At 69.4% G+C, this 21,232-nt stretch carries 17 protein-coding genes and 3 pseudogenes; 13 read left to right on the top strand and 7 right to left on the bottom strand.

Annotated features, from left to right (window positions below; translation table 11 throughout):
• Nucleotides 1–315: 315 nt before the first annotated feature.
• Together ACN6LD_RS20215 and ACN6LD_RS20210 are read right to left on the bottom strand one after the other, a co-directional pair.
• Nucleotides 316–1,428 (bottom strand): alkene reductase, encoded by a 1,113-nt coding sequence (locus ACN6LD_RS20215; RefSeq protein ID WP_445043902.1) that lies wholly within the window; start codon nt 1,426–1,428, stop codon nt 316–318.
• A 505-nt stretch (nt 1,429–1,933) separates the two neighbouring features.
• The gene (locus tag ACN6LD_RS20210) at nt 1,934–3,283 is read right to left on the bottom strand and encodes an aldehyde dehydrogenase family protein (protein WP_445043901.1); all 1,350 of its coding nucleotides are present in this window, start codon (nt 3,281–3,283) and stop codon (nt 1,934–1,936) included.
• 172 nt (nt 3,284–3,455) lie between these two features.
• Between ACN6LD_RS20210 and ACN6LD_RS20205 the strand changes: the two genes are divergently transcribed.
• Nucleotides 3,456–4,379, top strand: a complete 924-nt coding sequence (locus tag ACN6LD_RS20205; RefSeq protein ID WP_445043900.1) for a helix-turn-helix transcriptional regulator — start codon at nt 3,456–3,458, stop codon at nt 4,377–4,379.
• A gap of 531 nt (nt 4,380–4,910) precedes the next feature.
• On the opposite strand, the gene ACN6LD_RS20200 is transcribed toward ACN6LD_RS20205, so the two are convergent.
• Nucleotides 4,911–5,648 carry a TetR/AcrR family transcriptional regulator gene (locus ACN6LD_RS20200; protein ID WP_445043899.1) on the bottom strand — a complete coding sequence of 246 codons (738 nt, stop codon included), beginning with the start codon at nt 5,646–5,648 and terminating at the stop codon, nt 4,911–4,913.
• 332 nt (nt 5,649–5,980) lie between these two features.
• Between ACN6LD_RS20200 and ACN6LD_RS20195 the strand changes: the two genes are divergently transcribed.
• Nucleotides 5,981–7,099 carry an NADH:flavin oxidoreductase gene (locus ACN6LD_RS20195; protein ID WP_445043938.1) on the top strand — a complete coding sequence of 373 codons (1,119 nt, stop codon included), beginning with the start codon at nt 5,981–5,983 and terminating at the stop codon, nt 7,097–7,099.
• Between the two features lie 270 nt (nt 7,100–7,369).
• On the opposite strand, the pseudogene ACN6LD_RS20190 reads toward ACN6LD_RS20195, so the two are convergent.
• Nucleotides 7,370–7,468, bottom strand: a pseudogene (locus ACN6LD_RS20190) (ATP-binding protein); the annotation flags it as partial.
• A gap of 549 nt (nt 7,469–8,017) precedes the next feature.
• Here ACN6LD_RS20190 and ACN6LD_RS20185 point away from each other — a divergent pair.
• From ACN6LD_RS20185 to ACN6LD_RS20160, 6 genes and pseudogenes are all read left to right on the top strand, one after another.
• On the top strand, nt 8,018–8,377 hold the full coding sequence (locus ACN6LD_RS20185; protein ID WP_445043898.1) for a hypothetical protein: 360 nt from the start codon (nt 8,018–8,020) through the stop codon (nt 8,375–8,377).
• Between the two features lie 47 nt (nt 8,378–8,424).
• On the top strand, nt 8,425–8,877 hold the full coding sequence (locus ACN6LD_RS20180; protein WP_445043937.1) for a DUF6119 family protein: 453 nt from the start codon (nt 8,425–8,427) through the stop codon (nt 8,875–8,877).
• A 463-nt stretch (nt 8,878–9,340) separates the two neighbouring features.
• Nucleotides 9,341–10,777 (top strand): carboxylesterase family protein, encoded by a 1,437-nt coding sequence (locus ACN6LD_RS20175; RefSeq protein WP_445043936.1) that lies wholly within the window; start codon nt 9,341–9,343, stop codon nt 10,775–10,777.
• Between the two features lie 62 nt (nt 10,778–10,839).
• Nucleotides 10,840–11,862, top strand: a complete 1,023-nt coding sequence (locus ACN6LD_RS20170; RefSeq protein ID WP_319194243.1) for an alcohol dehydrogenase catalytic domain-containing protein — start codon at nt 10,840–10,842, stop codon at nt 11,860–11,862.
• Nucleotides 11,863–11,960: 98 nt separating this feature from the next.
• Nucleotides 11,961–12,966 (top strand): annotated as a pseudogene (locus ACN6LD_RS20165) (alpha/beta hydrolase fold domain-containing protein).
• 373 nt (nt 12,967–13,339) lie between these two features.
• Nucleotides 13,340–14,716, top strand: a complete 1,377-nt coding sequence (locus tag ACN6LD_RS20160; protein ID WP_319197070.1) for a replication-associated recombination protein A — start codon at nt 13,340–13,342, stop codon at nt 14,714–14,716.
• Between the two features lie 204 nt (nt 14,717–14,920).
• Here ACN6LD_RS20160 and ACN6LD_RS20155 read toward each other — a convergent pair whose 3' ends face one another.
• Complete coding sequence (locus ACN6LD_RS20155; RefSeq protein ID WP_319197072.1) at nt 14,921–15,913, bottom strand: aldo/keto reductase; 993 nt, start codon at nt 15,911–15,913, stop codon at nt 14,921–14,923.
• Nucleotides 15,914–16,037: 124 nt separating this feature from the next.
• Between ACN6LD_RS20155 and ACN6LD_RS20150 the strand changes: the two genes are divergently transcribed.
• Nucleotides 16,038–16,655, top strand: a complete 618-nt coding sequence (locus ACN6LD_RS20150) for a TetR family transcriptional regulator (RefSeq protein WP_445043897.1) — start codon at nt 16,038–16,040, stop codon at nt 16,653–16,655.
• A gap of 256 nt (nt 16,656–16,911) precedes the next feature.
• Here ACN6LD_RS20150 and ACN6LD_RS20145 read toward each other — a convergent pair whose 3' ends face one another.
• Nucleotides 16,912–17,853, bottom strand: coding sequence for a helix-turn-helix domain-containing protein (locus tag ACN6LD_RS20145; RefSeq protein WP_319197076.1), 942 nt, complete (start codon nt 17,851–17,853; stop codon nt 16,912–16,914).
• Between the two features lie 129 nt (nt 17,854–17,982).
• On the opposite strand from ACN6LD_RS20145, the gene ACN6LD_RS20140 reads away from it, so the two are divergent.
• The 4 genes from ACN6LD_RS20140 (at nt 17,983) to ACN6LD_RS20125 (ending at nt 20,406) form a co-directional block, all read left to right on the top strand.
• Nucleotides 17,983–18,378 (top strand): MmcQ/YjbR family DNA-binding protein, encoded by a 396-nt coding sequence (locus ACN6LD_RS20140; protein WP_445043896.1) that lies wholly within the window; start codon nt 17,983–17,985, stop codon nt 18,376–18,378.
• Nucleotides 18,375–18,731: an MmcQ/YjbR family DNA-binding protein gene (locus ACN6LD_RS20135; protein ID WP_445043895.1), complete on the top strand. Its 357-nt coding sequence runs from the start codon at nt 18,375–18,377 to the stop codon at nt 18,729–18,731. Before ACN6LD_RS20140 ends, ACN6LD_RS20135 begins: the two co-directional genes overlap by 4 nt.
• 186 nt (nt 18,732–18,917) lie before the next feature.
• On the top strand, nt 18,918–19,673 hold the full coding sequence (locus ACN6LD_RS20130; protein WP_319197082.1) for an SDR family oxidoreductase: 756 nt from the start codon (nt 18,918–18,920) through the stop codon (nt 19,671–19,673).
• Nucleotides 19,674–19,713: 40 nt separating this feature from the next.
• A complete protein-coding gene (locus ACN6LD_RS20125; protein ID WP_319197084.1) occupies nt 19,714–20,406 on the top strand; it encodes a TetR/AcrR family transcriptional regulator in 693 nt (230 codons plus the stop codon).
• Between the two features lie 249 nt (nt 20,407–20,655).
• Here ACN6LD_RS20125 and ACN6LD_RS20120 read toward each other — a convergent pair.
• Nucleotides 20,656–21,232, bottom strand: a pseudogene (locus ACN6LD_RS20120) (hypothetical protein); the annotation flags it as partial.

The raw sequence follows: 21,232 nt of genomic DNA, 5'->3' as shown, positions 1-21,232 counted from the left end.
AACTCCCTCCGCCGCGCAGGACTCGGTCTGCCCGGCCGGACTCCACATAGCGGGCATCTTCGTGAGGCCTGCCTGGTGATCCAAACGGAACCGCCGAGGCACGGGCGACTGGGTGGAGCGCGCCGACTGCACCCCGCTTTGTGAACCTGGCGGCCCAACTCATCCAGCCTGGTCGCTGGCCACGTCCTCGACCAGCACCACGACTCATGTTGAAGCTCGCACCGCGGGCTCAAAAGGGGTGGGCACAGTGTCGCCGGTCGGGTGCCTGTCCATGTGTGAGTGGGGCTGCCGCATGAACAGGCGTGACCGTGGGCCTCAGGCCGTTTCGAGGAAGGGGTAGTCGGTGTAGCCCTCGGCGCCCGGCCCGTAGAACAGTTCCGGCCGCGGCTCGTTCTCCGGGTGACCACCCTGCCAGCGTGCGACCAGGTCGGGGTTGGCGATGAGGGCCCGGCCCACGACCACGGCGTCGGCGTGGTCGGCCTCCATCTGCTGGAGCGCCTGCTCGCGGGTGGTCTGCCCGCCGAAGGGGCCGCTGTTGACGATCAGCTTGCCGTCGAAGCGCCGCCGCAGCTCCTTTACGAGGTCGCCGCCCGGCTCGGCGTGCAGTACGGAGAGGTAGGCCAGGCCCAGTGGGCGCAGTTGGTCGAGCAGGGTGCCGTAGGTGGCCAGGACGTCGTCCCGGTCGGTCTCGAAGACGTCCCCGAGGTCGACCTCCGGCGAGATCCGCAGCCCGACCCGCTCGGCACCGACGGCCCGGGCGACCGCCGTGACGACCTCGACGACGAAGCGGGCCCGGTTCTGCGGCGAGCCGCCGTATCCATCGGTGCGCTGGTTGGCCGCCGGGGAGAGGAACTCCTGGAGCAGATAGCCGTTGGCGCCGTGGATTTCCACGCCGTCCGCTCCCGCCTCGATGGCCCGGCGGGCCGCGGCGACGAAGTCCTCCACGGCTGCCCGGATCTCGGCGGTGGTCATCGCTTCCGGTACGGGGTAAGGCTGCTCGCCCTTCTCGGTGAACGTCTTGTTGTCGACGGCGACCGCGCTGGGGGCGAGAATGCGGCGGCCGCCGTTGATGTCGGGGTGGGTGCCGCGGCCGGCGTGCATGATCTGCAGGACGATGCGGCCGCCTTCGGCGTGCACCGCCTCGAACACCCGCTGCCAGCCGGCCGCCTGCTCGTCGGTGGCGATGCCCGGCTCACCGACATACCCCTGCGACGCGTGATCGGGGTAGGTGCCCTCGGTGATGATCATTCCGACGCTCGCCCGCTGCCGGTAGTACTCGACCATCAGGTCCCCGGGAATGCCGGAGGAACCGGCCCGGACCCGGGTCAGCGGTGCCATGACGATGCGGTTGGCGAGCTCGATCTTCCCGAGGGAGACGGGAGAGAAGAGCGACGGAAAGGGCGAAACTTCTGAAATGTTGGCAGTCATGGGTTTCTTTCTTTCTGAAATACGGAGGAAAACGGGGATGAAGGTCTGCGACGCAGGGGGTCCACGCTGTCCCGGAGGAACCGCGGATGCGGTCCTCGGGCAGACGCGGGCCCGCTGACGGTGACGCGGTTCCAGGACCGCGCTCGGGGTGTGGGTGGTGTTGGCGGCGAACGCGGTGAGAGCCGCATGCCGTCGGCGTCGACGCCGGTAGAGCGCAACTGCCCGCCGGAGTAGGGGCGTTCGCTCCTTGCGCATGATCAGTAGTCAGCCAGGTGACGAAGTCATGGGTGCCGGCGCCGGAGTCGGTGCGGATCGGCGTCTGCAGGCCGCGCCGCGGCCGACTTCCTCGTCGCACCCCCGTGAAGAGGACCGATACGCGGCTTCACCTGGAACGCGCTTGCGGCGATGGCGGGAACAGCGATCTCAGCGATCCTCATTCTCACCGGCCTGAGGCACTTCCGCCGGCCGATCGCCCATCGGACAGCCTGCTTCACGAAGCGCGAGACTAGCTGAGCGGGACGTCTGCGACGGCCTTGAGGTGGCTGAACGTCTCGAGGGAGTACCGGCCGTGGTAGCGGCCCATGCCGCTCTCGCCGACGCCGCCGAAGGGCAGGCCCGGCATGAGCAGTTGCATCGGCGGCTGGCCCCAGGCGACGCCGCCGGAGGACGTCTCGTTCACCAGGCGTGACTTGGTGTCCTCGGAGGTGGTGAAGGCGTAGAGCGCGAGGGGCTTGTCGCGTTCGTTGATGAAGGCGATGGCGGCATCGAGGTCGGCGACTTCGACGACGGCGATGATCGGGCCGAAGATCTCCTCCTGCATGGCCGGCGATGCGGGGTCGACATCGGTGAGCACGGTGGGTGCGATGAACAGGTCGTCACGGTCGTGCTCGCCTCCCACCGCCGCACGGCCGGAGTCCAGCAGAGCGGTGAGCCGGTCGAAGTGCCGTTCGTTGATGATCCGGCCGAAATCGGCCGAGGTCTGCGGAGTGGTGCCGAACTGGGCTTCGACCGCGGTGCGCAGGGCGGGGACCAGGGCGGCGGCGGTGGCAGGATCGGCCAGGACGTAGTCGGGGGCGATGCACTGCTGCCCCGCGTTGCCGAACTTGGCGCCGACCAGCCGCTGGGCGGTCTTGTCGACGTCGGCGTCGGGTGCGACGAAGACGGGTGACTTGCCCCCGAGTTCGAGGGTGACCGGGGTGAGGTGCTTGGCTGCCGCGGCCATGACGATCCGGCCGACGGTGCCGTTGCCGGTGTAGAAGATGTGGTCGAAACGCTGGGCCAGGAGTTCCGTGGTCTCCTCGGCGCCCCCCTCGACCACGGCGACCACGTCGGCGTCGAAGTACTGTCGCAGCAGGCGTGAAGCCACCGCCGAGGTGTGCACCGACATCTCGCTCGGCTTGGCCACCATGGTGTTCCCGGCGGCCAGGGCGCCGATGATGGGGTCGATGAGCAGGTGCAGCGGGAAGTTCCACGGAGCGATCACCAGGACGACCCCGAGTGGGTCGTACGTGGTGTAGGCGGTGGTGTGAGGGCCACCGAAGTGGGCGGGAACCTCCACCGGGCGCGGCTTGAGCCAGCTCTCGAGATTCGCCAGCGCCTCGTCGATGTCGGCGACGGTGAAGTCGATCTCCTGCAGCTTCGCCTCGGCGGCGTTCTTCCGCAGGTCCGCCCAGAGCGCTTCGATCAGCTCCTTCTCGTTCTCCACCAGCAGCGCCCGCAGCCGCTGCAACTGGTCGACGCGCCAGTCCAGTGAGCGGGTGACACCGGTGTCGAACGTCGCACGAAGCCGGCCGACCACCTCCGCCGCCGTCTCCGTTCGGTGCGTCCTCGACTCGATCCCTTGTGTTGCGGTCATGGGGGTCTCCGTTCCTGATCCGAATCACGCCCCGGCCGCCTTCCTGCCGGGCACGGACTCCAGCGTGCTGGGCGATCCGGTATTCACCCAGGTCACGGCTTTGCGTACGTGCGCGGTGCCTACCACTGGCCGGGTCAGGCTGGTGTGCGTGCGACCGTGGATACTCGAAGACATGGACGGAAACCCCGAACCGGTGCACGAGCCCGCCGCCGGCGCTCTGGACCCGCGTGCCGAGCTCAGCGAGTTCCTGCGCACCCGGCGGGCCCGGCTGAAGCCGGAGGACGTGGGACTGCGGGACTTCGGACGGTACCGCCGGGTGCCGGGACTGCGCCGCGAGGAGCTGGCCCAGCTGGCGGACGTCTCGGTGGCCTACTACACGCGCCTGGAGCAGGGCAACGGGCAGAACGTGTCGGCGGAGGTCCTCGACTCCATCGCCCGCGCGCTCAGGCTGAGCGACGCCGAGCACGCCCACCTCACGCACCTGGCGAAGCCGAGACAGCACAGGAAGAAGCCGGCCGGCCGCGCCCAGCAGGTGCGGGGCCCCCTGCGGACACTGCTCGACGCCATGGACAGCGTCCCGGCGATCCTCGTGGGGCGGCGCTCGGACATCCTCGCCTGGAACCGGATGGCCGCGGCGGTCTTCGGCGACTGGGCCGAGCTGCCCACACAGGAACAGAACTGGGCGCGGCTGGTCTTCCTGAAGCCCGATTACCGCGACCTGTTCGTGGACTGGGAGCACAAAGCCAGCGACGTCGTCGCTCAGCTGCGCATGGACGCCGGCTCCCATCCGAACGATCCCCGGCTGTCCGCGCTGGTGGGCGAACTCTCCGTGAAGAGCGAGGAATTCAGGAGCCTGTGGGCCACCCACGACGTCAAGGAGAAATGCCACGGCATCCAGCGCCTGCACCACCCGCTCGTCGGCGAACTCGACCTCCGCCTCGAGTCGTTCCACCAGGCCGACGACCACGAACAGACGCTGGCGACGTACCACGCCGAACCGGGCTCCCCGTCCGCGGATGCACTACGACTGCTGGCCAGCTGGGGCGCCGACGCGACCCGGGCGGGAGCCGGGATGCCGCCGACACGCACGCCGTGAAGATCTCCCCTTGATCACCGGTAGTTGGCTGCACGCCACCCCCAGCGTCCTTGAGCACGCCGGCCGCCTCCGGGGGCAGTGTCGGATTCAGGACGGCGCGGGTGGCTCGGGCATGCTGCCGTCGGGCAGTGGAAGAACGGTGCCGCCGCTGCACAGGGCCCGTCGGCTGTGCCGTCCCCATGCTGCCGTCCGTGTACACCACCAGCGCTCCCGTCCAGGCACATCACCCGAACCAGTGATCGTTTGCCGAGCACTGTCTCCAGTGCGCCGATGCCGGTAATCCCATAGAGAACGGCGAACACCACGAGTCCGGCGATGACTGCGAACGGGTACAGCAGGCCGGCCCGTCTTGGAACGCGTTTCCTCACGTATTCGATCATCGACGAGGCTCCGCAGCCCACCGCTCGCATCACCGCGTTGTCCTTCAGCTGCTCGACACGGCTGCGGAAGTCGGCCGTAGGCCAGACCGCCGACAGGGCGCACGTTCTCCGGAGCACGTACCCAGGCAGGGCCAGGCTTGTACAGGGCGCTTCAGGCGTCCAGCCGTGCCGCGATGCCGTCGAGGACGCAGTCGAGGCCGGTCTCGAACTGCCACTGCGGGTCGTCCTTGCGGGTGGCATCGCCGATGTACTGCTCGTACCTCGGGTACCGACCGGTGTTCACGAGCCAGGTCATCTGCGAGGCCAGGCCCGAGCGCGCCTCCTCGCGGCTTGACCAGCCGCGAACCCGCAGCATCTGCGTCAGGCCGATCTCAGCGTCGACGGCTCCGTGCACGTACGCGGTGACGGTGCTGTAGACCGCCATCGCCGTGTCAGCGTCGAGGCCAAGACCGCTGAGTGCGTCCAGTGCTCGCTCCGGCACCGCCAGCTGGTTCGGAGTTGGTGCACACCAGGTCGCGCGGGTCACCCAGGAATGCCTCAGCAGGACGTCCCGGATGCGCAGCGCGAGCGTCCGCATGGCCTCGCGCCAGTCCATCGCCTCCGCGGGGAGGTCCAGCTCCCCGTACACGAAGTCGACCATCAGCTCGAGGAGTTCGTCCTTGCCGGAGACGTAGCGATACGCGGCCATGGGGGCAACGCCCAGTTCGGCGGCCAGTCGCCGCATCGTGAGAGCGTCGAGGCCCTCGGCGCCCGCGATCCTGACCGCGGCCTCGGCGATCCGCCGTGCGGTGAGGGTCGTCCGAGGGGCGGGTGCAGGGCGTTCGAGGCGTTCCCACAGGGAGACCTCATCCCTGTCACCGCTTGGTACGTGTCCTTCTTGGGCGGGCACCGGTCGGGCTCCTTCCGCCGAACGTTGTGTACACCGTATCAGGAGTAGACGTCGTACACATCGATGTGTACGTTGTACGAAGCGATAGACGTACACATCAAGATGTTTCTCATGGACCACCGGACCGCCAAGAGGTCACCCTCGCTCAAGTCCACCGACTGCCCACACGACGTCCACCGGACTGAGCCCGTATTTCTCGTCCGACGGCCTGCTGCGACCGAGACCAGCAGCCCTCGACCGCCCGAGCCACCTCAGCCAGACCAGGTACCGACCGCACGGTTGACATGTTCCTCTCGCCGTGTGACCGACCGTCCACCGAAGGCGAATGAATGATGCCCAGCAACTCGGCAGTAAGCGCCGGCGACTTACTGGTCCGCCCCTTCTCCCTGGGAAGCCTCGCTCTTCCCAACCGCGTCGTCATGGCGCCAATGACGCGAGAGTTCTCCCCCGACGGCGTCCCAGGCAGGGATGTGGCGCGGTATTACGCCCGGCGGGCGGCCGGCGGCGTCGGTCTGATCATCACCGAGGGCACGTACGTCGGCCACGACTCTGCGGGGAGCAGCGGTCGAGTGCCACGTTTCTACGGTGATGACGCGCTCGTCGGCTGGTCAGCGGTGGTGGACGCGGTGCATGAGGCGGGCGGCCGCATCGTGCCGCAGTTGTGGCACGTCGGCATGGAACGCGTCGACGGAGCCCCGCCGGTGCCCGACGCCCCGCGGATCGGTCCGTCCGGCATCGCACTGGACGGTTCGGTGGCGGGGGAGACGATGACGCAGGCGGACATTGATCACGTGATCGAGGCCTACGCCACAGCCGCAGCGGCGGCCGAAAGGCTCGGCTTCGACGGTATCGAGATCCATGGTGGGCACGGCTATCTCATCGACCAGTTCTTCTGGGCCCATACCAACAAGCGCAGCGACGCGTACGGCGGTGATGTCGTCTCCCGCGCCCGCTTCGCCGCAGAGATCGTGGCTGCGTGCCGGGAGTCCGTCTGCAGAGACTTCCCGATCCTCTTCCGGCTTTCCCAGTGGAAGATGAACGGCTTCAAGGCGAAGATCGCCGAGACGCCGCAGAGACTGGAGTGCATTCTCACGCTGCTTGCCGAGGCGGGCGCCGATGCCTTCCATTGTTCCACTCGCCGTTTCGACGTGCCCGAGTTCGACGGCTCGGAACTCAACCTCGCGGGCTGGGCGAAGAAGCTCTCCGGTAAGCCGTCCATCACTGTGGGAGCGGTAGGCCTCAGCAACGAGTTCCTCCAAGTGTTCCAGGGGGAGCAGGCACGTGTCACCGGCATCGACGGCCTGCTCGCGCGATTGGAGCGGGACGAGTTCGACCTCGTGGCGGTCGGCCGGGCTCTCCTGGGTGATCCCGACTGGCTGACGAAGGTACTCAGCGGCCGAGTCGAGGAGCTCAATCACTTCCACGCGGGCCTCGTCGGCACGCTCGACTGAGTCGTCCGACAACGCGAAGGCGACCGCTGGCTCACGTCCCGTCTCGGGGCCTTCGGCGGGCGGCGTCGGTGAGGGTCACCGAGGCGACCGGCTATTACCGGGGTCCGGGAGGCGACTCCGCCGTGATCATCACGTCCGGTCCGGTCACCCTGACCGCCGCCGACGGCAGCGTCTCCAACTTCAACATCAGTATCGACCAGCGGCGGAGACCTGGGCGGGGCTCGGCGCCCGGGCTTCAGTGCTCAGGCGCCGAGCGGGAGACTCCTGCGGTCAGCAGTCCTTCGCGGTGGCCGTGCCGTGCTTGTCGGTGGGGTTCCTGGGGCGCTTGTTGGGGCGGTGGCTGGGGCCGTTCATGATGACCTGGTGGCTGAGGGGGACCTGGACCATGGTCGCGGTGGAGCGGACGTCGACGGCGGCCGATCAGCTTCCAGGGCACCGAGGTGCAGCACCGTCCTCCTCACCGACGCGGGGGTGCTCCGTTCCTGTTGGCAAAGGTCCGTTGAGCGTTTGTTCAACATCACGGCCAGCGGCCCCGGTGAGGGCCTGCGCCCGTTCTGGGACCCGGACGCTTCCGGAGACGTCGACTGACCCGTAGCGCCTGGAGTCACGGGAAAGCAGCGTCGCGGCCGGTGCTGCTCGGCTGCTGCCCGGCAGGGGTGCCAGCCAAGCTGGCGAGGAGCTGGAGCCGGTCGGCCTCGCCCAGCTCGCTGCCGGTTCGGCATCTCCGTCGGCACCGCCCACGCCTGCACGAAGCCGTCGTCGACCTGCTCGCCGACCGGGCTCCCGGCCTGCTGCGTGCTGTGCGCGAGACGGACCGGACTACGTCCTGCTCGACGGCGCCCTGGCACCAAGTCGCTCCGGCAATCGGCCGCCGACACGGGCATGACGATCACCACGCGAGTGGTGAAGACTGGATAGATGCGACCTCACGCCCCAGGCGGACTCCTGTTCGTAGCGCTCGGTCTTGTCCTTGTCGCCGCCGGCTACGTCTGGCGAGGACGTGTCCTGCGTCCCCTCTCGGCGAAACGCGCCCAGGCAGCCGTGATCAGGGATCGTTCCAGAAACCTGCTGCGCTCCGCGGACATGGCAATCGCCGGAGCGCGTCGACGGGCCGCGCACGGCGAACCGGCCATCGTCACGGTCGCAGACGTGACCAGGGTGGCGCGCCAGCACTACGGGTACCTCTTTGTGGAGCGCGAAGAAGCAGCTGCCGCCCTCCGCCAGCGCTATGAGGCTGCCGACTGCCGGGTGGACTGCATGACCGACGCTTTCAACTGACTGCCTCCCCGGCAAGTGCTTGACGCCAGAGGCGCCGGAGCTGTCACCTGACAGGTGGTCACGCCGAAAATGCTCAGTCACCGCATGTCTGGGGATCACAACACAGAAGGTGCTGTTCGCAAGGGAATTGGCGTGGGCGTGGTCAGCGCCGAACTGCCGGTGCAGAGCGGACCGTCGCTGACGGAGTTCGACCTCTCGGTCGGCGAGCGCAAGGGAGGCGCGTTCATCGAGCGCGCGCCGACTGGTGCAGCGCGGTCAAATGCATCACCGGACTGGAAGTCAATGAACGCAGCCGCGCCGCGGCGGGACTCATTCTCATACGCACAGGTCGCGGCACCTACGCGCTGAGCTACGGGGTGGGGCAGCACATGCTGGACCCCTACTCCCGTGACGACGAGTTCGGATTGGAGTTCGCGACCCGTTGCCTCGACGACGACAGGATCATCAAGATCCGCGACCAGATCATGGACGGCAGCCCCCGGCCCGGTCGCGATGACTAGGCGTACAGCTCTCACCGCAGCGGGCGCTGTTTGTGCGAAGACGCCGGAGCAGGAAGAAGAGACCGACCTCTTGCGGTGAACCCGCGTGGGCGCCCGCGCTCCGGTGGGGCCTTCGTCCCCTGCCACCGTGCCGTACGGGCACGTCCCAGCAGCGGCAATCCCGCACGACAGAAGGCTCACCCGGCGCTACGAGGTTCGCAACACCGGTACAGCACCGATGCGCTGCATAACCCCGAAGAGGCCGGGCCGGCCCCGTTCGCCGACGATCCGGCCGCCGGCCGTGTGGCAGAAGCTCGTGGCCTGCACCGAGATCTTGCTGCCGAAGTGTCACCTGGTGACCACCGGCTGACCGCCACCTGCCGGGCGCTCTGTCGGATCCTGGGAAACGATGGGAGACGTCACCGCGAGCAACCAGCAGCCGAAGCACCGCGCGAACACCCGAACCGCGCTGGAAGGACGTGCCATGACCGCCTCCGCTCCCAAGGCCCCGACCGCACCAGGGGTGCGGTCCTGGTGGGGGATCCCGTACGCCACCGCCGAGCGGTACCGCCGCCCCGCAGTCGCGGAGTTCGATCCGGACCTCCCCTATGACCGCAAGGGCGTCGTCGCTGTGCAGCCCGACAGCGGCGACTGGCTCGAAGCCGACAGCGGGATGGGCGAGGACTGCCTGAACCTGAACGTGTGGGCCCCCGAGCAGCCGGCCGACAAGGCGCTGCCGGTGACCGTGTACATCCACGGCGGCGGATTCGAGTACGGCGCGAACACCCAGATCACCTCGAACGCCGCCGGTCTCGCCGCGACGGGGCGCGTGGTGGGCGTGTCGATCAACTACCGGCTCGGCGCCCTGGGCCCGCTCTCGCTCTCGCAATACGGCGGGAAGCTCGCGGAGGCCAGCAACCTCTTCCTCCAGGACGTCATCGCCGCGCTCACCTGGATCCAGCGGAACATCGCCCACTTCGGCGGAGACCCCGACCAGGTCACCGTCTACGGTCACAGCGGCGGCGCCTACTCCACCTTCGGGCTGCTCGGCGCCTCCTCCGCCGACGGCCTGTACCGGCGCCTGGCTGGGTTCTCCGGCGGGCCCGCCCGCAGCATCCCGGCTTGGTGGGCCGAGGAACTCGCGCACCGGTTCGTCACCGAACTCGGCGTCGCGGACAGCCCGGAGAAGCTGCTCGACCTCGACCCGCTCTCCCTGCGGGACGCCCTGCGCAAGGTCGCCCCGACGGACCTCGGAGTCCGCGGCGGGGTGGACAACAAGGCCACCGGCGTCGTCCTGGACACCGGGCAGCCCGGCGCGGTGGTGCACGCCCATCCCATGGACGTCCTCGCCTCGGGCGCGCACCGCGACGTCGACGTGCTGCTGAGCATGGCCAGCGACGACATGGGCTGGTGGGTGGCGAACGACCTCGACCGGTTCGACCCGGGCACCATCGACCGCGTCGTCGACGAGGTCGCGGGGTGGCGTATTCCCCGCTCCCGCGCGAAGAAGATCGTCGACGTCTACGACCAGGGCGGCCGTACCCCGGCCGAGGTCCGCGCCGCGGTCATGGCGGACTACCTCTTCGCGCTCCCCGCCGCCCGCGGCGCCCTGGCCCACGCCGCCGCCGGCGGCAACGCCCACCTCCTCCTGATCGGCCCCGCCGAAGGCGCGCCCGCCGTGCACGGCACCGAGATGTACGCCCTGGTCGGCCAGGAACAGCCGGGCCGCAGCGCCGAGCAGGCGGAGCGTGACACCCGTATCCGCGACATCGTCCTCGACTTCGCCACCGGCGAGCACTCCCGCCTGTGGCCCGCCGTCACGGACAAGCCCACCGCGGAAACCGTCGGCGACTCTCCCTTCGAGGGCACCGCCCACTACCAGCAGGCCCTCGACCTGTGGGAAGGCATCGCCCGCCCCTGACGACCGGCGGGACGCCATCCGGAACAGCGCACCAAGGGGCGAAACAGAGTGAGGAACTCGGTATGAACCAACCGACAGCAGCCGGCGACGCCGCACCGGCGACCATGCGGGCCGTCGTCGTCACCCGGCCCGGCGGCCTGGAGGCATTGGAGATCAAGGACGTCCCGGTGCCCGTCCGCAAACCCGGCTGGGTGCGGATCAAGGTCAAGGCGTTCGGCGTCAACGAATCCGAGGTCACCACCCGCAAGGGAGAGTCGGACGCGGAGGTCACCTACCCGCGCATCCCCGGCATCGAGGGCGTCGGCGTGGTCGACGAGGCCGACGAGGACAGCGGTCTGCGGCCGGGACAGCAGGTGGCCACGATGATGGGCGGCATGGGCCGCGCCTACGACGGTGCCTACGCCCAGTACGTGACCGTACCCGCGGCACAGGTCATCCCGTTCGAGACCGGCCTGCCGTGGGAGGTCGTCGGCGCGCTGCCGGAGATGTTCCAGACCGCCTACGGGTCCCTGACCCGCGGCCTGGACCTCAGGGCCGGGCAGACGTTGCTGATCCGCGGCGGCACCTCCACGGTCGGGCTGAGCGCGGCCACGATCGCGAAGGACCTCGGAGCGGCCGTGCTGTCCACCACCCGCAGCGAGTCGAGGTCAGGGGAACTGCGGGCCGCGGGCGTCGACCACCCCCTCGTCGACCACGGCACCCTCGCCGACCAGGTGCGCGAGCTGATCCCGGACGGCGTCGACGCAGCCCTGGAACTGGTCGGCTGTTCGGTCCTCGCCGACACCCTCCGCACCGTCCGCCGCCACGGCACGGTCTGCTTCACCGGAGCCCTGGCGGGCCAGTGGACGATCCCCGACTTCAGCCCGTTCATGATCCCGGGCGGGGTGCGGCTGACGTCCTACGGCGGTGAGGCCGCCGACCTCCCGGCCGACGTCCTCGCCCACCAGCTCCAGGCCATCGCCGCAGGGCGTCTCAACGTCCCGGTCGCGAAGGCCTACCACGGCCTGGAACAGGTCCGCGACGCCCAGGCCGATCTCGAGTCCGGCGCCACGCCGGGCAAGCACGTCGTCGTCCTGGACGACTGAGACCTGATCGCGGGACGCGACGAGGTCATCGCACACAGCGTGCGCAGTGGATGGCTCGGCCCGACCGTGAGCTTCGGCGTTTCCGAAAGAGAGAACAGATGACGGACCAGACAGCAGCAGACTTTTTCGGTGCCACGACCGTCCGGCCCCCGTTGGACCCGGAGCTCGCGCCCGTCGAGGAGGCGCGGGGCGCTGTCTTTCCAGCCCTGACGGACGAGATCCTGCAGGAGATCCGACGGCAGATCGCCGCGGGTTCCCCCGCGTTGGATTCGGATGCTCTGACGGCGGGCGGCAGGGTGCGGGTGGAGGAGCGCCAGGTGCCGGGGCCGGAAGGCGCGCCGGACATCACTCTGCTGATCCTCAGCCCCGTCGAGGACCGAGGCCCCAAGGGAGGCATCCTCAGCCTCCACGGTGGCGGGATGATCATGGGGGGGACGCCGGGACCACGTGAGTCATCTCCTCCCCCATGTGATCGACGGGAATGCGGTCGTCGTGTCGGTCGAATACCGACTGGCGCCGGATCACCCCGATCCCGCGCCGGTCGAGGACTGCTACGCGGGCCTGGTGTGGATGGCGAAGAACGCGGACGAGCTCGGCATCGACCCCGAGCGGCTCCTGATCGCCGGAGTCAGCGGCGGAGGCGGCCTCGCGGCGGGGACCGCGCTGCTCGCCCGCGACCGCGCCTTTCCCAGGCTCAGCCACCAGATTCTGATCTGCCCCATGCTCGACGACCGCTTCGAGACGCACAGTAGTCGCATGGTGGACCGCGAAGGTGTATGGGACCGCCACAGCAACCTGTACGCGTGGACCTCCGTACTGGGCGAGCGGCGCGGCGGCCTGGACGTGTCGCAGTATGCCGCGCCGGCCCGCGCCGAGGACCTCAGCCGGCTGCCGCGCACCTACATCGACACCGGCTCGGCGGAGGGGTTCCGCGACGAGATCCTGAGCTACGCCGGCCGCCTCTCCGAGGCGGGCGTGAGCGTCGATCTCCACATGTGGGGCGGAGCCTTCCACGGGTTCGACATGTCGGTGGATCATGCGACTGTGTCGCGCGCTTCCAGCGCGACCCGCGAGGAGTTCATCCGGCGGGCTCTTCACAGGTGAGCGGTGGCGGCTCCGTGGCGTGATCCCATCGTCAAGGTGGAAGTCGTCGACGACCTTGCGGCCAGTGCGCTTCGCGTCATCGCGGCAGGCGGCGCGCCGCGCGCGCCACTGCCCGGCACCACAAGCAGCCGCCCCTCGAACAAGGGTGGCGGCTGCAGGAGCAGTACCCCCCGATCACCGCCGGGCGCCATCTCGACGAGAAGCACTGGATCTCGCTGGGCGGCGGCCGGGGTGTCACCGCGGCCCTGGTCGAGGACTGGGTCATCGACTCCTACGACCTGGCACTCGACTCGGCGCCCCGCCGCCGGCGGCCCGCCCGCCCCTGACCGCCCGCCCGCTCCGACCACCGTCACCTACGCGAAAGCTCAGCCCCATGGACCACAGCGAACCCGCGCTCGCCCTGTTCGACGACGATCCCGGCCCCGACAGCACCGGCGCGAGCGACGTCACCTTGCCGGTCGTCGAAGACTTCTCACGTCCTCTCGCCGACCGGCTGCGCCCGCGTACCCTCGGCCAGGTGGTCGGCCAGGAGCACCTGCTGGGCAATGAGGCGCCGATCGGGCGGATGGTCGAGCGGCAGCATCTGGTGTCGATGGTCCTGTGGGGGCCGCCCGGCTGCGGGAAGACCACCATCGCCCGGCTACTCGCCGATGCCGCCGGTCTGGTCTTCGCCCCGCTGTCGGCGACCTTCTCCGGGGTTGCCGACCTGCGCCGGGTGTTCCGCGACGCCGAGCGGCGCCGAGGCCGGGGGCGGGGGACGCTCCTGTTCGTCGACGAGATCCACCGCTTCAACCGCGCCCAGCAGGACAGCTTCCTGCCCTACGTGGAGGACGGCACGGTCGTCCTGGTCGGCGCGACCACCGAGAACCCGAGCTTCGAACTGAACGGCGCGCTGCTCTCGCGCAGTCAGGTATTCGTCCTCAAACGCCTCGACGAGCAGGCTCTGCAGACCCTCACGACCCGCGCCGAGGAGCTGACCGGGCGCCGGCTGCCGCTGACCGTCGAGGCCCGCCAGGCCCTGCTCGCCCTGGCCGACGGGGACGGCCGCTACCTGCTCAACATGGCCGAGCAGCTCCAGGCCCTCCCCACCGGCACCGGCTCGCTGGACGTGGCCGGGCTGGCCCGGCAGGTGCAGCAGCGGGCCCCGCTGTACGACAAGGCCCAGGAGGGCCACTACAACCTGATCTCCGCGCTGCACAAGGCGATGCGCGGCTGTGACCCGGACGCCGCCCTGTACTGGCTGGCGCGGATGCTGGAGGGCGGCGAGGACCCGCTGTTCATCGCCCGCCGGCTGGTCCGCTTCGCAGGCGAGGACGTCGGCATGGCCGACCCGAGCGCCGTCCAGCAGGCTCTCGCCGCGTGGGACGTGTACGAGCGGCTCGGCTCGCCCGAGGGGGAACTCGCCCTCGCCCAGGCCGTCGTCTATCTGGCCACCGCCCCGAAGTCCGTCGCCGTCTACCGCGGTTTCCGCGCCGCGGGTGAAAGCGCCCGCCGTACCGGCTCCCTCATGCCGCCGCCGCACATCCTCAACGCGCCCACCCGGCTGATGAAGAACCTCGGCTACGGCAAGGGCTACCAGTACGACCCGGACGCCCCCGACGGCTTCTCCGGTGCCGAATACTTCCCCGAGGACATGGCCCGCGAGACCTACTACCGGCCCACCGAACACGGCCATGAGGCCGAGGTCGGCCGCCGCCTGAAGCGCTGGGCCCGGCTGCGTGCCCAGCGGCGCCACCCGGACTCTGGCTGAGCCAGGATCAGCCGCCCACGGCCCAGCTGCACGCCATCACCGAAGGCCGCCTCCAGCGAGGAAGCCGATCCCGAGCGGCGTCGACCTCGCCGGCTGACACCCCCACCACCCGCAAGGAGCGCCGAGAAGGACTGAGCGGCAAAGCAGCCGGGGAGTCGGTGGAGGAGATCCTCCCCGATCTGTTCATCGCCTGTGTCGGCGCGGTCAGTCTGTGGTGAAGCTGGACAGTACGGCGGCCGGGAGGCGGCTGCCTGCCGAGCCGTGGGGAAGGATCTCCGTGATGCGGGCCAGATCGGCTGCGGAGAGCTGGATGTCGGCGGCGCCCGCGTTCTCCTCGAGGCGCTTGGTGCTGCGGGTGCCGGGAATGGGCGCGACGTCCTCGCCCTGGGCGAGCAGCCAGGCCAGCGCGAGTTGGGCGGTGGTGATGCCCCTGGTGCCGGCCAGATCCTTGAGCTGTTCGGTGGCGTGCAGGTTGTACGTGTAGTTCTCGCCCTGCCAGCGCTCGTCCCAGCTGCGCATGTCGTCCGCGGGGTATTCGCTGGCGGGCTTGACCTGGCCGGTGAGGAAGCCGCGGCCGAGCGGGGAGTAGGGCACCAGGCCGATGCCGAGTTCCCGCAGGACGGGAAGGATCTTCTCCTCGACCTCCCGCTCGAAGAGCGAGTACTCGTACTGGAGCACGGAGACCGGGGTGACGGCGTGGGCGCGGCGGATGTACTGGGGGCCGACGTTGCTCAGGCCGAAGTACTTCACCTTGCCTTCGCTGATGAGGTCGCCGACCGCGCCGGCGACCTCCTCGACCGGAATGTCGGGGTCGGAGATGTGCTGGTAGAAGAGGTCGATGTGGTCGCTCTGCAGGTAGCGCAGGCTGTTCTCGGCGACCTTGCGGATGTTTTCCGGGTGGCTGTCGAAGGCGGGGCTGATCGCCGGGGCGGTCATGTCGAAGCCGAACTTGGTGGCAAGGACCACCTCGTCGCGGAAGTCTTTGACTGCCTTGCCCAGGAGGATCTCGTTGCTGCCGGTACCGGCGCCGTACAGCTCGGCGGTGTCGAAGAAGTCGATCCCGAGTTCGTGGGCGCGGCGGATGGTCGCGATGCCCTCGTCGTCGTTCGAGGCGCCGTAGGCCATGGACATGCCCATGATCCCCAGGCCGAGCGCCGAGACGCGCAGACCCTGAGAGCCCAGATTGCGGTGCTGCATGAGTTCACTCCCTGAGTGGTTCGCCGGCTTCACCCCCAAAGGTCAAACCGAACTGTTCAGTTTGACTGTACGTCCGAGCACCCGCGATGCCAAACCAAACGGTTCGGTGCTCTATCCTGGGGCCATGCCCCAGTCCCGCGACTCCGGCCCGACCGCAGCGCCCGTAGCCGCCGGCGACACGCGCGAGCGCGTCCTTACCGCTGCCATGGAGGAGTTCGCCCGCCATGGCGTCGCCGGCGCCCGAGTGGACCGCATCGCCAAGCTCGCCAGGACCAGCAAAGAACGCGTCTACGCCTACTTCCGCAGCAAAGACGCGCTCTATGCCGACGTCGCCGCACGGGAGTACGTCGTCATCGCCGAGGCCACCCAGATGGACCCGTGCGACCTCCCTGGCTACGCGGGCCGCCTGTTCGACTACTTCGTCGCCCGTCCGGACCACTACCGCCTGATCGCCTGGGGCCGCCTCGAACTGCCGGGCACCACAGCCGTTGCCGACGATCCCGCCCAGGCAGTGCTCGCCCGCAAAATCGACCAGCTCCGCCAGGTGCAACAGGCCGGACAGCTCGCCCCCGCCTGGGACCCGGCCGACGTCCTCGCCCTGGTCAACCAGATCGCCATGACCTGGGCGTCGCAACCCGAACTCAGCGAGGCCGCCGCCGCACACGCCGTGGACCCCACCGCCGCCGCCCGCCGCGCCGCGGTAGTGACCGCTGTCGAGCAGCTTTTCCCTCGGGCGCGCTGACGTCCCCGGGACAGCGGCAGCCCTGCCCGAACATTCCCCGAACGACGCCCGCGTCTGCCCGTAAGCAGGCTCCAGGCTCCGTGGAGAGGGTGGGCTGTTCACTGGAGCAAGGTGGGTGCCGACTTGGCGCTGCCCTGGGGGCGAACACTGCAGCTCTCGAACACCGACACTCCACCAGTGCTCCCATCGGGCGTTCACGCGGACCGCGGCGGGGGTCATCGCCTCCGACGGGCACGGGGCCTCCGCGTTGTTTCCGTCACGCGTCGGTCCTCGCTGCGCGGGCGGCGAAGGCGGCCGGGGTGAGTCCGGTGCGGTCGCGGAAGAAGCGGCCGAAGTTCGCGGGGTCGGTGAAGCCGAGGTGGACGGCCACAGTCCGGGAGTCCCACCGGGCAGCTCCCAGCAGGCGCCGGGCTTCCAGGAGGCGCCGCTCGTCGATGAGTTCACGTACCCCCTTGCCGGTGGCGTCCCTGGCGGCGCGGCTGAGCGTGCGGACCGAGCAGCCGAGCAACGCGGCGTAGTCCGCGGCCTGGTGCAGCTCGCGAAAGTGCATTTCCAAGGCGTCCAGGAAGCGCCCGTACCTGTCGGCACGGCCGGTGCCGGCCGTGGGCGTGGCTGTGCCGGTGGGGGCGATGCCGGGGGAGTTGGCCAGGCGCAGCAGCAGCGATTCGAGCAGGCTGCGCCGCAGGGCATGGTGGACGTCGAGAGGGCGGCGCCCCAGTGCGCGGTGCTCGTCCAGGAGCTGGAGTGCCGTCTGCTGGAGCCACGCGGTGTCATCGGGGTGCGGGCTGAGCACGGCAGGGGCCTCGTGCGCGGTGAGCGGGGCCAGCAGACGGGCGAGGTCGGGCCGCAGCACGTCCGGTTCGAACAGGATGAACGGTCCGCGGGCGGCGCCGGGCGGATGCCAGCACTGCGCGTGCCCGGGACGCACCCACAGCCACTGGCCAGGGGCGACGGTCCGCGTGACGTGGTCGACGTCGTGCCGCAGCTCACCCTCGGTGACCAGGATCAGGTAGTGGAAGGTGGCACGGCCCGGACGGGGCGGGTTCCACGGCCAGTCGTCGTGCTGGGCGAAGAAATCCTCGACGGTGCTCACCTCCAGGCCGTACGGAGTACCGACCGGGGGCTGGAAACCGTACAGCGGGACCGCAGCCGGTCCGGCCTGCCTGCTGGGCCTGGAGTGTCGCTTGTCGACCATCACGTGTCCGCAGCCTACGGCCCTCCTTGTCGGCTTCGACGCAAGGATGGAACGTGCCGCCGCGCCCGCGCGGCGTGCCCACCGCCTCCTTCGATGCCCCAGTCCGTCACCACCCGGGAAGGCCCACCACCCATGAACGGATCGGCCCTGCACAAGACCGCCGCCGACTGCGCGGAGAAACTCCCCGGAGCCCAGCTGGAGCACCCCTTCGGCCCCGACTGGGAGGTTTACAAGGTACGCGGCAAGGTGTTCATGCTGATGACCGAAGTGCCGGGGCGTCCCGTCGTGATCCTCAAGGCGGACCCCGGCGAGGCCAACGCCCTGCGGCAGCAGTACAGCCACATCACCCCCGGCTACCACATGAACAAGAAGCACTGGATCACGGTGGAGAGTGGAGAAGGCGTCCACGAGGAGCTCGTCAGGGAGCTCGTCGCCGACTCCTACCGACTCGTCGTCGCCCACCTGCCCAGGGCCGAGCGGCCCGTCGACCCACACACCTACGGCACCGCCCCGAGGGCGGACCGGTGAGGGCTGCCGGTGACCGGCTGCAGGAAACCGCCCGCCAGGCGGCCCTGGCCCTCCCCGACGTCAGCCACGGACGCCCCTTCACCCCGGGACTCGACGTGTACAAGGTCGCGGGCAAAGTGTTCCTGATCGTCACCGACGACCCGGACGATCAGATCATCACGGTCAAGTGCGAACCCGAAAACGCCCGCGCCCACATACGCGGCTACGCCTCGATCACACCGGGCCGCTACCTCGACAAACGGCACTGGATCTCCCTGGGGCCAGGACCCGGCATCACCGAGCGGCTGATCACCGACGCGGTCGAGGATTCCTACGACCTGGTCGCCGAGCGGCTGCCGCGACCAGCTCCTTGAGTACGTCGGGCGCGACGGCAGCGTACGCACACGCGCCACCTCATCGCTTGGCGTCTCCATGATCAACAGGTCTCGCCGCCGATTCCCCGATGGTAAGTGGATCGACTTGCCATATGGGGAGGTGTGGTGGTTACCTTCAGGGGTAAGTCCATCGACTTACCTAACGCCTCGGCAAGGAACAGGCACATGAATCGTCTTGCGGGCAAGCGCGCTCTCATCACCGGCGGCACGAGCGGGATCGGTCTGGAGACCGCGCAGCGTTTTGTGGCGGAAGGGGCCGATGTGCTGGTCACTGGGGTCACCCCGGCCAGCATCGAGAAGGCGCGGCAGATTCTCGGGGACAAGGTGCCGGTGGTCCAGGCGGATGCGCGCGATCTCGATGCGCAGCGCGGCCTGGCGCAGCGGGTGCGTGAGCACTTCGGGGAGCTGGACGTGGCGTTCCTGAACGCCGGCGTCTCGGACTGGCGGCCGTTCGAGGAGCACACGGAGGACAGCTTCGACCGCCTCTTCGACATCAACGTCAAGAGCGTCTTCTTCCTCACCCAGGCCCTGGTGCCCGTGCTGGCCAACCCGTCCTCGGTCATCCTCAACGCGTCCAACAGCGCGCACGGCGGCTACGGTCAGTCGAACGCCTACGCCGCGACGAAGGCGGCCGTCGGCTCCCTGATGCGGTCGTGGAACGCGGACCTGCTCAGGTCGCACGGCATCCGGTTCAACGCTGTCAGCCCCGGCCCGGTGAACACCCCGCTGTACTCCAAGCTCGGGATCGAGGATCCCGCGCAGCAGGCGGCGGTTGTGGAGGCGATCAGCTCCGGCATCCCGCTGGGTCGCATGGGCATGCCCGCGGAGGTCGCGGAAGCCGTGGTGTACCTGGCCTCCGATGTCTCCGCCTTCGCCGTGGGCCAGGACCTTATCCTGGACGGTGGCCAGACCGTTCTCTGACGGCGAGGGTGCGGCTGGGAGACGGGCGAGGGGCGTGGGTATGTCGGTGGCGGACCGTGACCGAGCGGAGACCGGTGGCGACACGTGCCAGGCCGGGTATCACGCGCAGATCAAAGCGGAGAACCGCGCGCGCATCATCCGCGCCGCCCGTGACCTCTTCCTCGCTCGGGGATACGACAAGACCTCCCTGGCCCAGATCGCCAGGGAGGCCCGCGTCTCCACCGGCACCCTCTTCAAGCGGTACCCCTCCAAGGCCGCCCTGTTCGCAGCCGTCACCTCCGAACAGTGGCAACTGGACGTGCAGTACGCCGAACCGCCCCCGCCCGGCGATCCCCGGTACGGTCTGGACCACATCGGCCGCGACTACGCCTGCCTGGTCTCACGGCCCGGCACGGCGGCGCTGTGCCGCCTCATCATCACCGAGCTTCCCCAGATGCCGGAACTCGCCGACATCGTCGGCACCGGGTTCGCCATCGATCGCGGACCCTTCTTCGACCGGCTCCGCGATTACCTGGACGCCGAAGCACAGGCCGGCACACTCGACTTCCGTTCGGCCGACGGACAGCCACAGCCGGCGTCCGCCGTGGCCGAACAGTTCCTCGGAATGATCTGCGGCCAGCTCCTGTGGCCCCAGCTCGTACGAACCGACTTCGTTCCGCCCGACCCCACCGACACCACGATCGTGGACGAAGCCGTCGCCCTCATGCTCACCCGCTACCGCACCGGATCCTGAACCCGGGTCTACGAGTTCAGGCTGCCAGGACCCCGATACGTCACCCCTGCCGGGACAGGTGCAGGTAGGGGCGACGCGACCGACAACGAATACGGGCGAGCGCAACCGTCCCCCCGGTCAGCAACGGCGGCCGACGGCGCACTTCCCGTTTCTCAAGGTGCGGCCTGAACGCGCACGTCGCAGGACCGATTGTGAGAAGTGTTCCGGTGCCGAGCCCGGGCCCCGACGATGTGGCTGCCGTCAGCGGGCTCAACTCGGAACAGTGTCCTGTTCCACTGCCTGACCCTGCGGGGCCGCCCGTCGCGCTGCCAAGTATTCGGACCAGTTCCCGCCGGCGAGGGCGGCCCAGCGTTCGGCTGTCTTGGGGTGGATACCGAGCAGGTCGGCGATGACCATGGGCGGTAGGTCTACCAGGGCGTCCATCATGGCGGTGTTCCGTGCTGCGCGGGCAGGTAGACCGTGGTGTCTCAGGGTGTCGGCGAGGCCGAGGGGGTTGCGCGGGCGTCCAGGGCTGTGACCAGGCAAGAGGTATCTGCCCCCGGCCGTGTTGCTGTGCCGGGGGCTGTGCTGGAGCTGATCGTCAATGAGGCGGGCGAGCTTCGGCGGGAGCACGAAGGGGTGGTGGTTGACCGTCAGGTAGGCATGCCCTTGGTCGTGGCGAATAGGTTCGGGTGCCGTCCGCGCGCAGCCTTCACCGGCCAGCCCCAGAGCGACGCCGGCCTCCGCAGGCGGCCGGTAGTGTTGTCCGATGATCACCGATCCGAAACTCCAGCTGACCATCGACTGTGCCGAGCCGGAGCGACTCGCGGCGTTCTGGGCCGCAGCG

This window comes from Streptomyces sp. SAS_272 (genome assembly GCF_052543235.1).
This window is presented reverse-complemented; position numbering and strand designations above follow the sequence as displayed.

Excerpts from the sequence above, each read along its gene's own strand:
- ACN6LD_RS20215 (WP_445043902.1), bottom strand. The coding sequence starts at position 1,428 with ATGACTGCCAACATTTCAGAAGTTTCGCCCTTTCCGTCGCTCTTCTCT.
- ACN6LD_RS20210 (WP_445043901.1), bottom strand. The coding sequence starts at position 3,283 with ATGACCGCAACACAAGGGATCGAGTCGAGGACGCACCGAACGGAGACG.
- ACN6LD_RS20205 (WP_445043900.1), top strand. The coding sequence starts at position 3,456 with ATGGACGGAAACCCCGAACCGGTGCACGAGCCCGCCGCCGGCGCTCTG.
- ACN6LD_RS20195 (WP_445043938.1), top strand. The coding sequence starts at position 5,981 with ATGCCCAGCAACTCGGCAGTAAGCGCCGGCGACTTACTGGTCCGCCCC.
- ACN6LD_RS20185 (WP_445043898.1), top strand. The coding sequence starts at position 8,018 with ATGCGACCTCACGCCCCAGGCGGACTCCTGTTCGTAGCGCTCGGTCTT.
- ACN6LD_RS20175 (WP_445043936.1), top strand. The coding sequence starts at position 9,341 with ATGACCGCCTCCGCTCCCAAGGCCCCGACCGCACCAGGGGTGCGGTCC.
- ACN6LD_RS20170 (WP_319194243.1), top strand. The coding sequence starts at position 10,840 with ATGAACCAACCGACAGCAGCCGGCGACGCCGCACCGGCGACCATGCGG.
- ACN6LD_RS20160 (WP_319197070.1), top strand. The coding sequence starts at position 13,340 with ATGGACCACAGCGAACCCGCGCTCGCCCTGTTCGACGACGATCCCGGC.
- ACN6LD_RS20155 (WP_319197072.1), bottom strand. The coding sequence starts at position 15,913 with ATGCAGCACCGCAATCTGGGCTCTCAGGGTCTGCGCGTCTCGGCGCTC.
- ACN6LD_RS20150 (WP_445043897.1), top strand. The coding sequence starts at position 16,038 with ATGCCCCAGTCCCGCGACTCCGGCCCGACCGCAGCGCCCGTAGCCGCC.
- ACN6LD_RS20140 (WP_445043896.1), top strand. The coding sequence starts at position 17,983 with ATGAACGGATCGGCCCTGCACAAGACCGCCGCCGACTGCGCGGAGAAA.
- ACN6LD_RS20130 (WP_319197082.1), top strand. The coding sequence starts at position 18,918 with ATGAATCGTCTTGCGGGCAAGCGCGCTCTCATCACCGGCGGCACGAGC.
- ACN6LD_RS20125 (WP_319197084.1), top strand. The coding sequence starts at position 19,714 with ATGTCGGTGGCGGACCGTGACCGAGCGGAGACCGGTGGCGACACGTGC.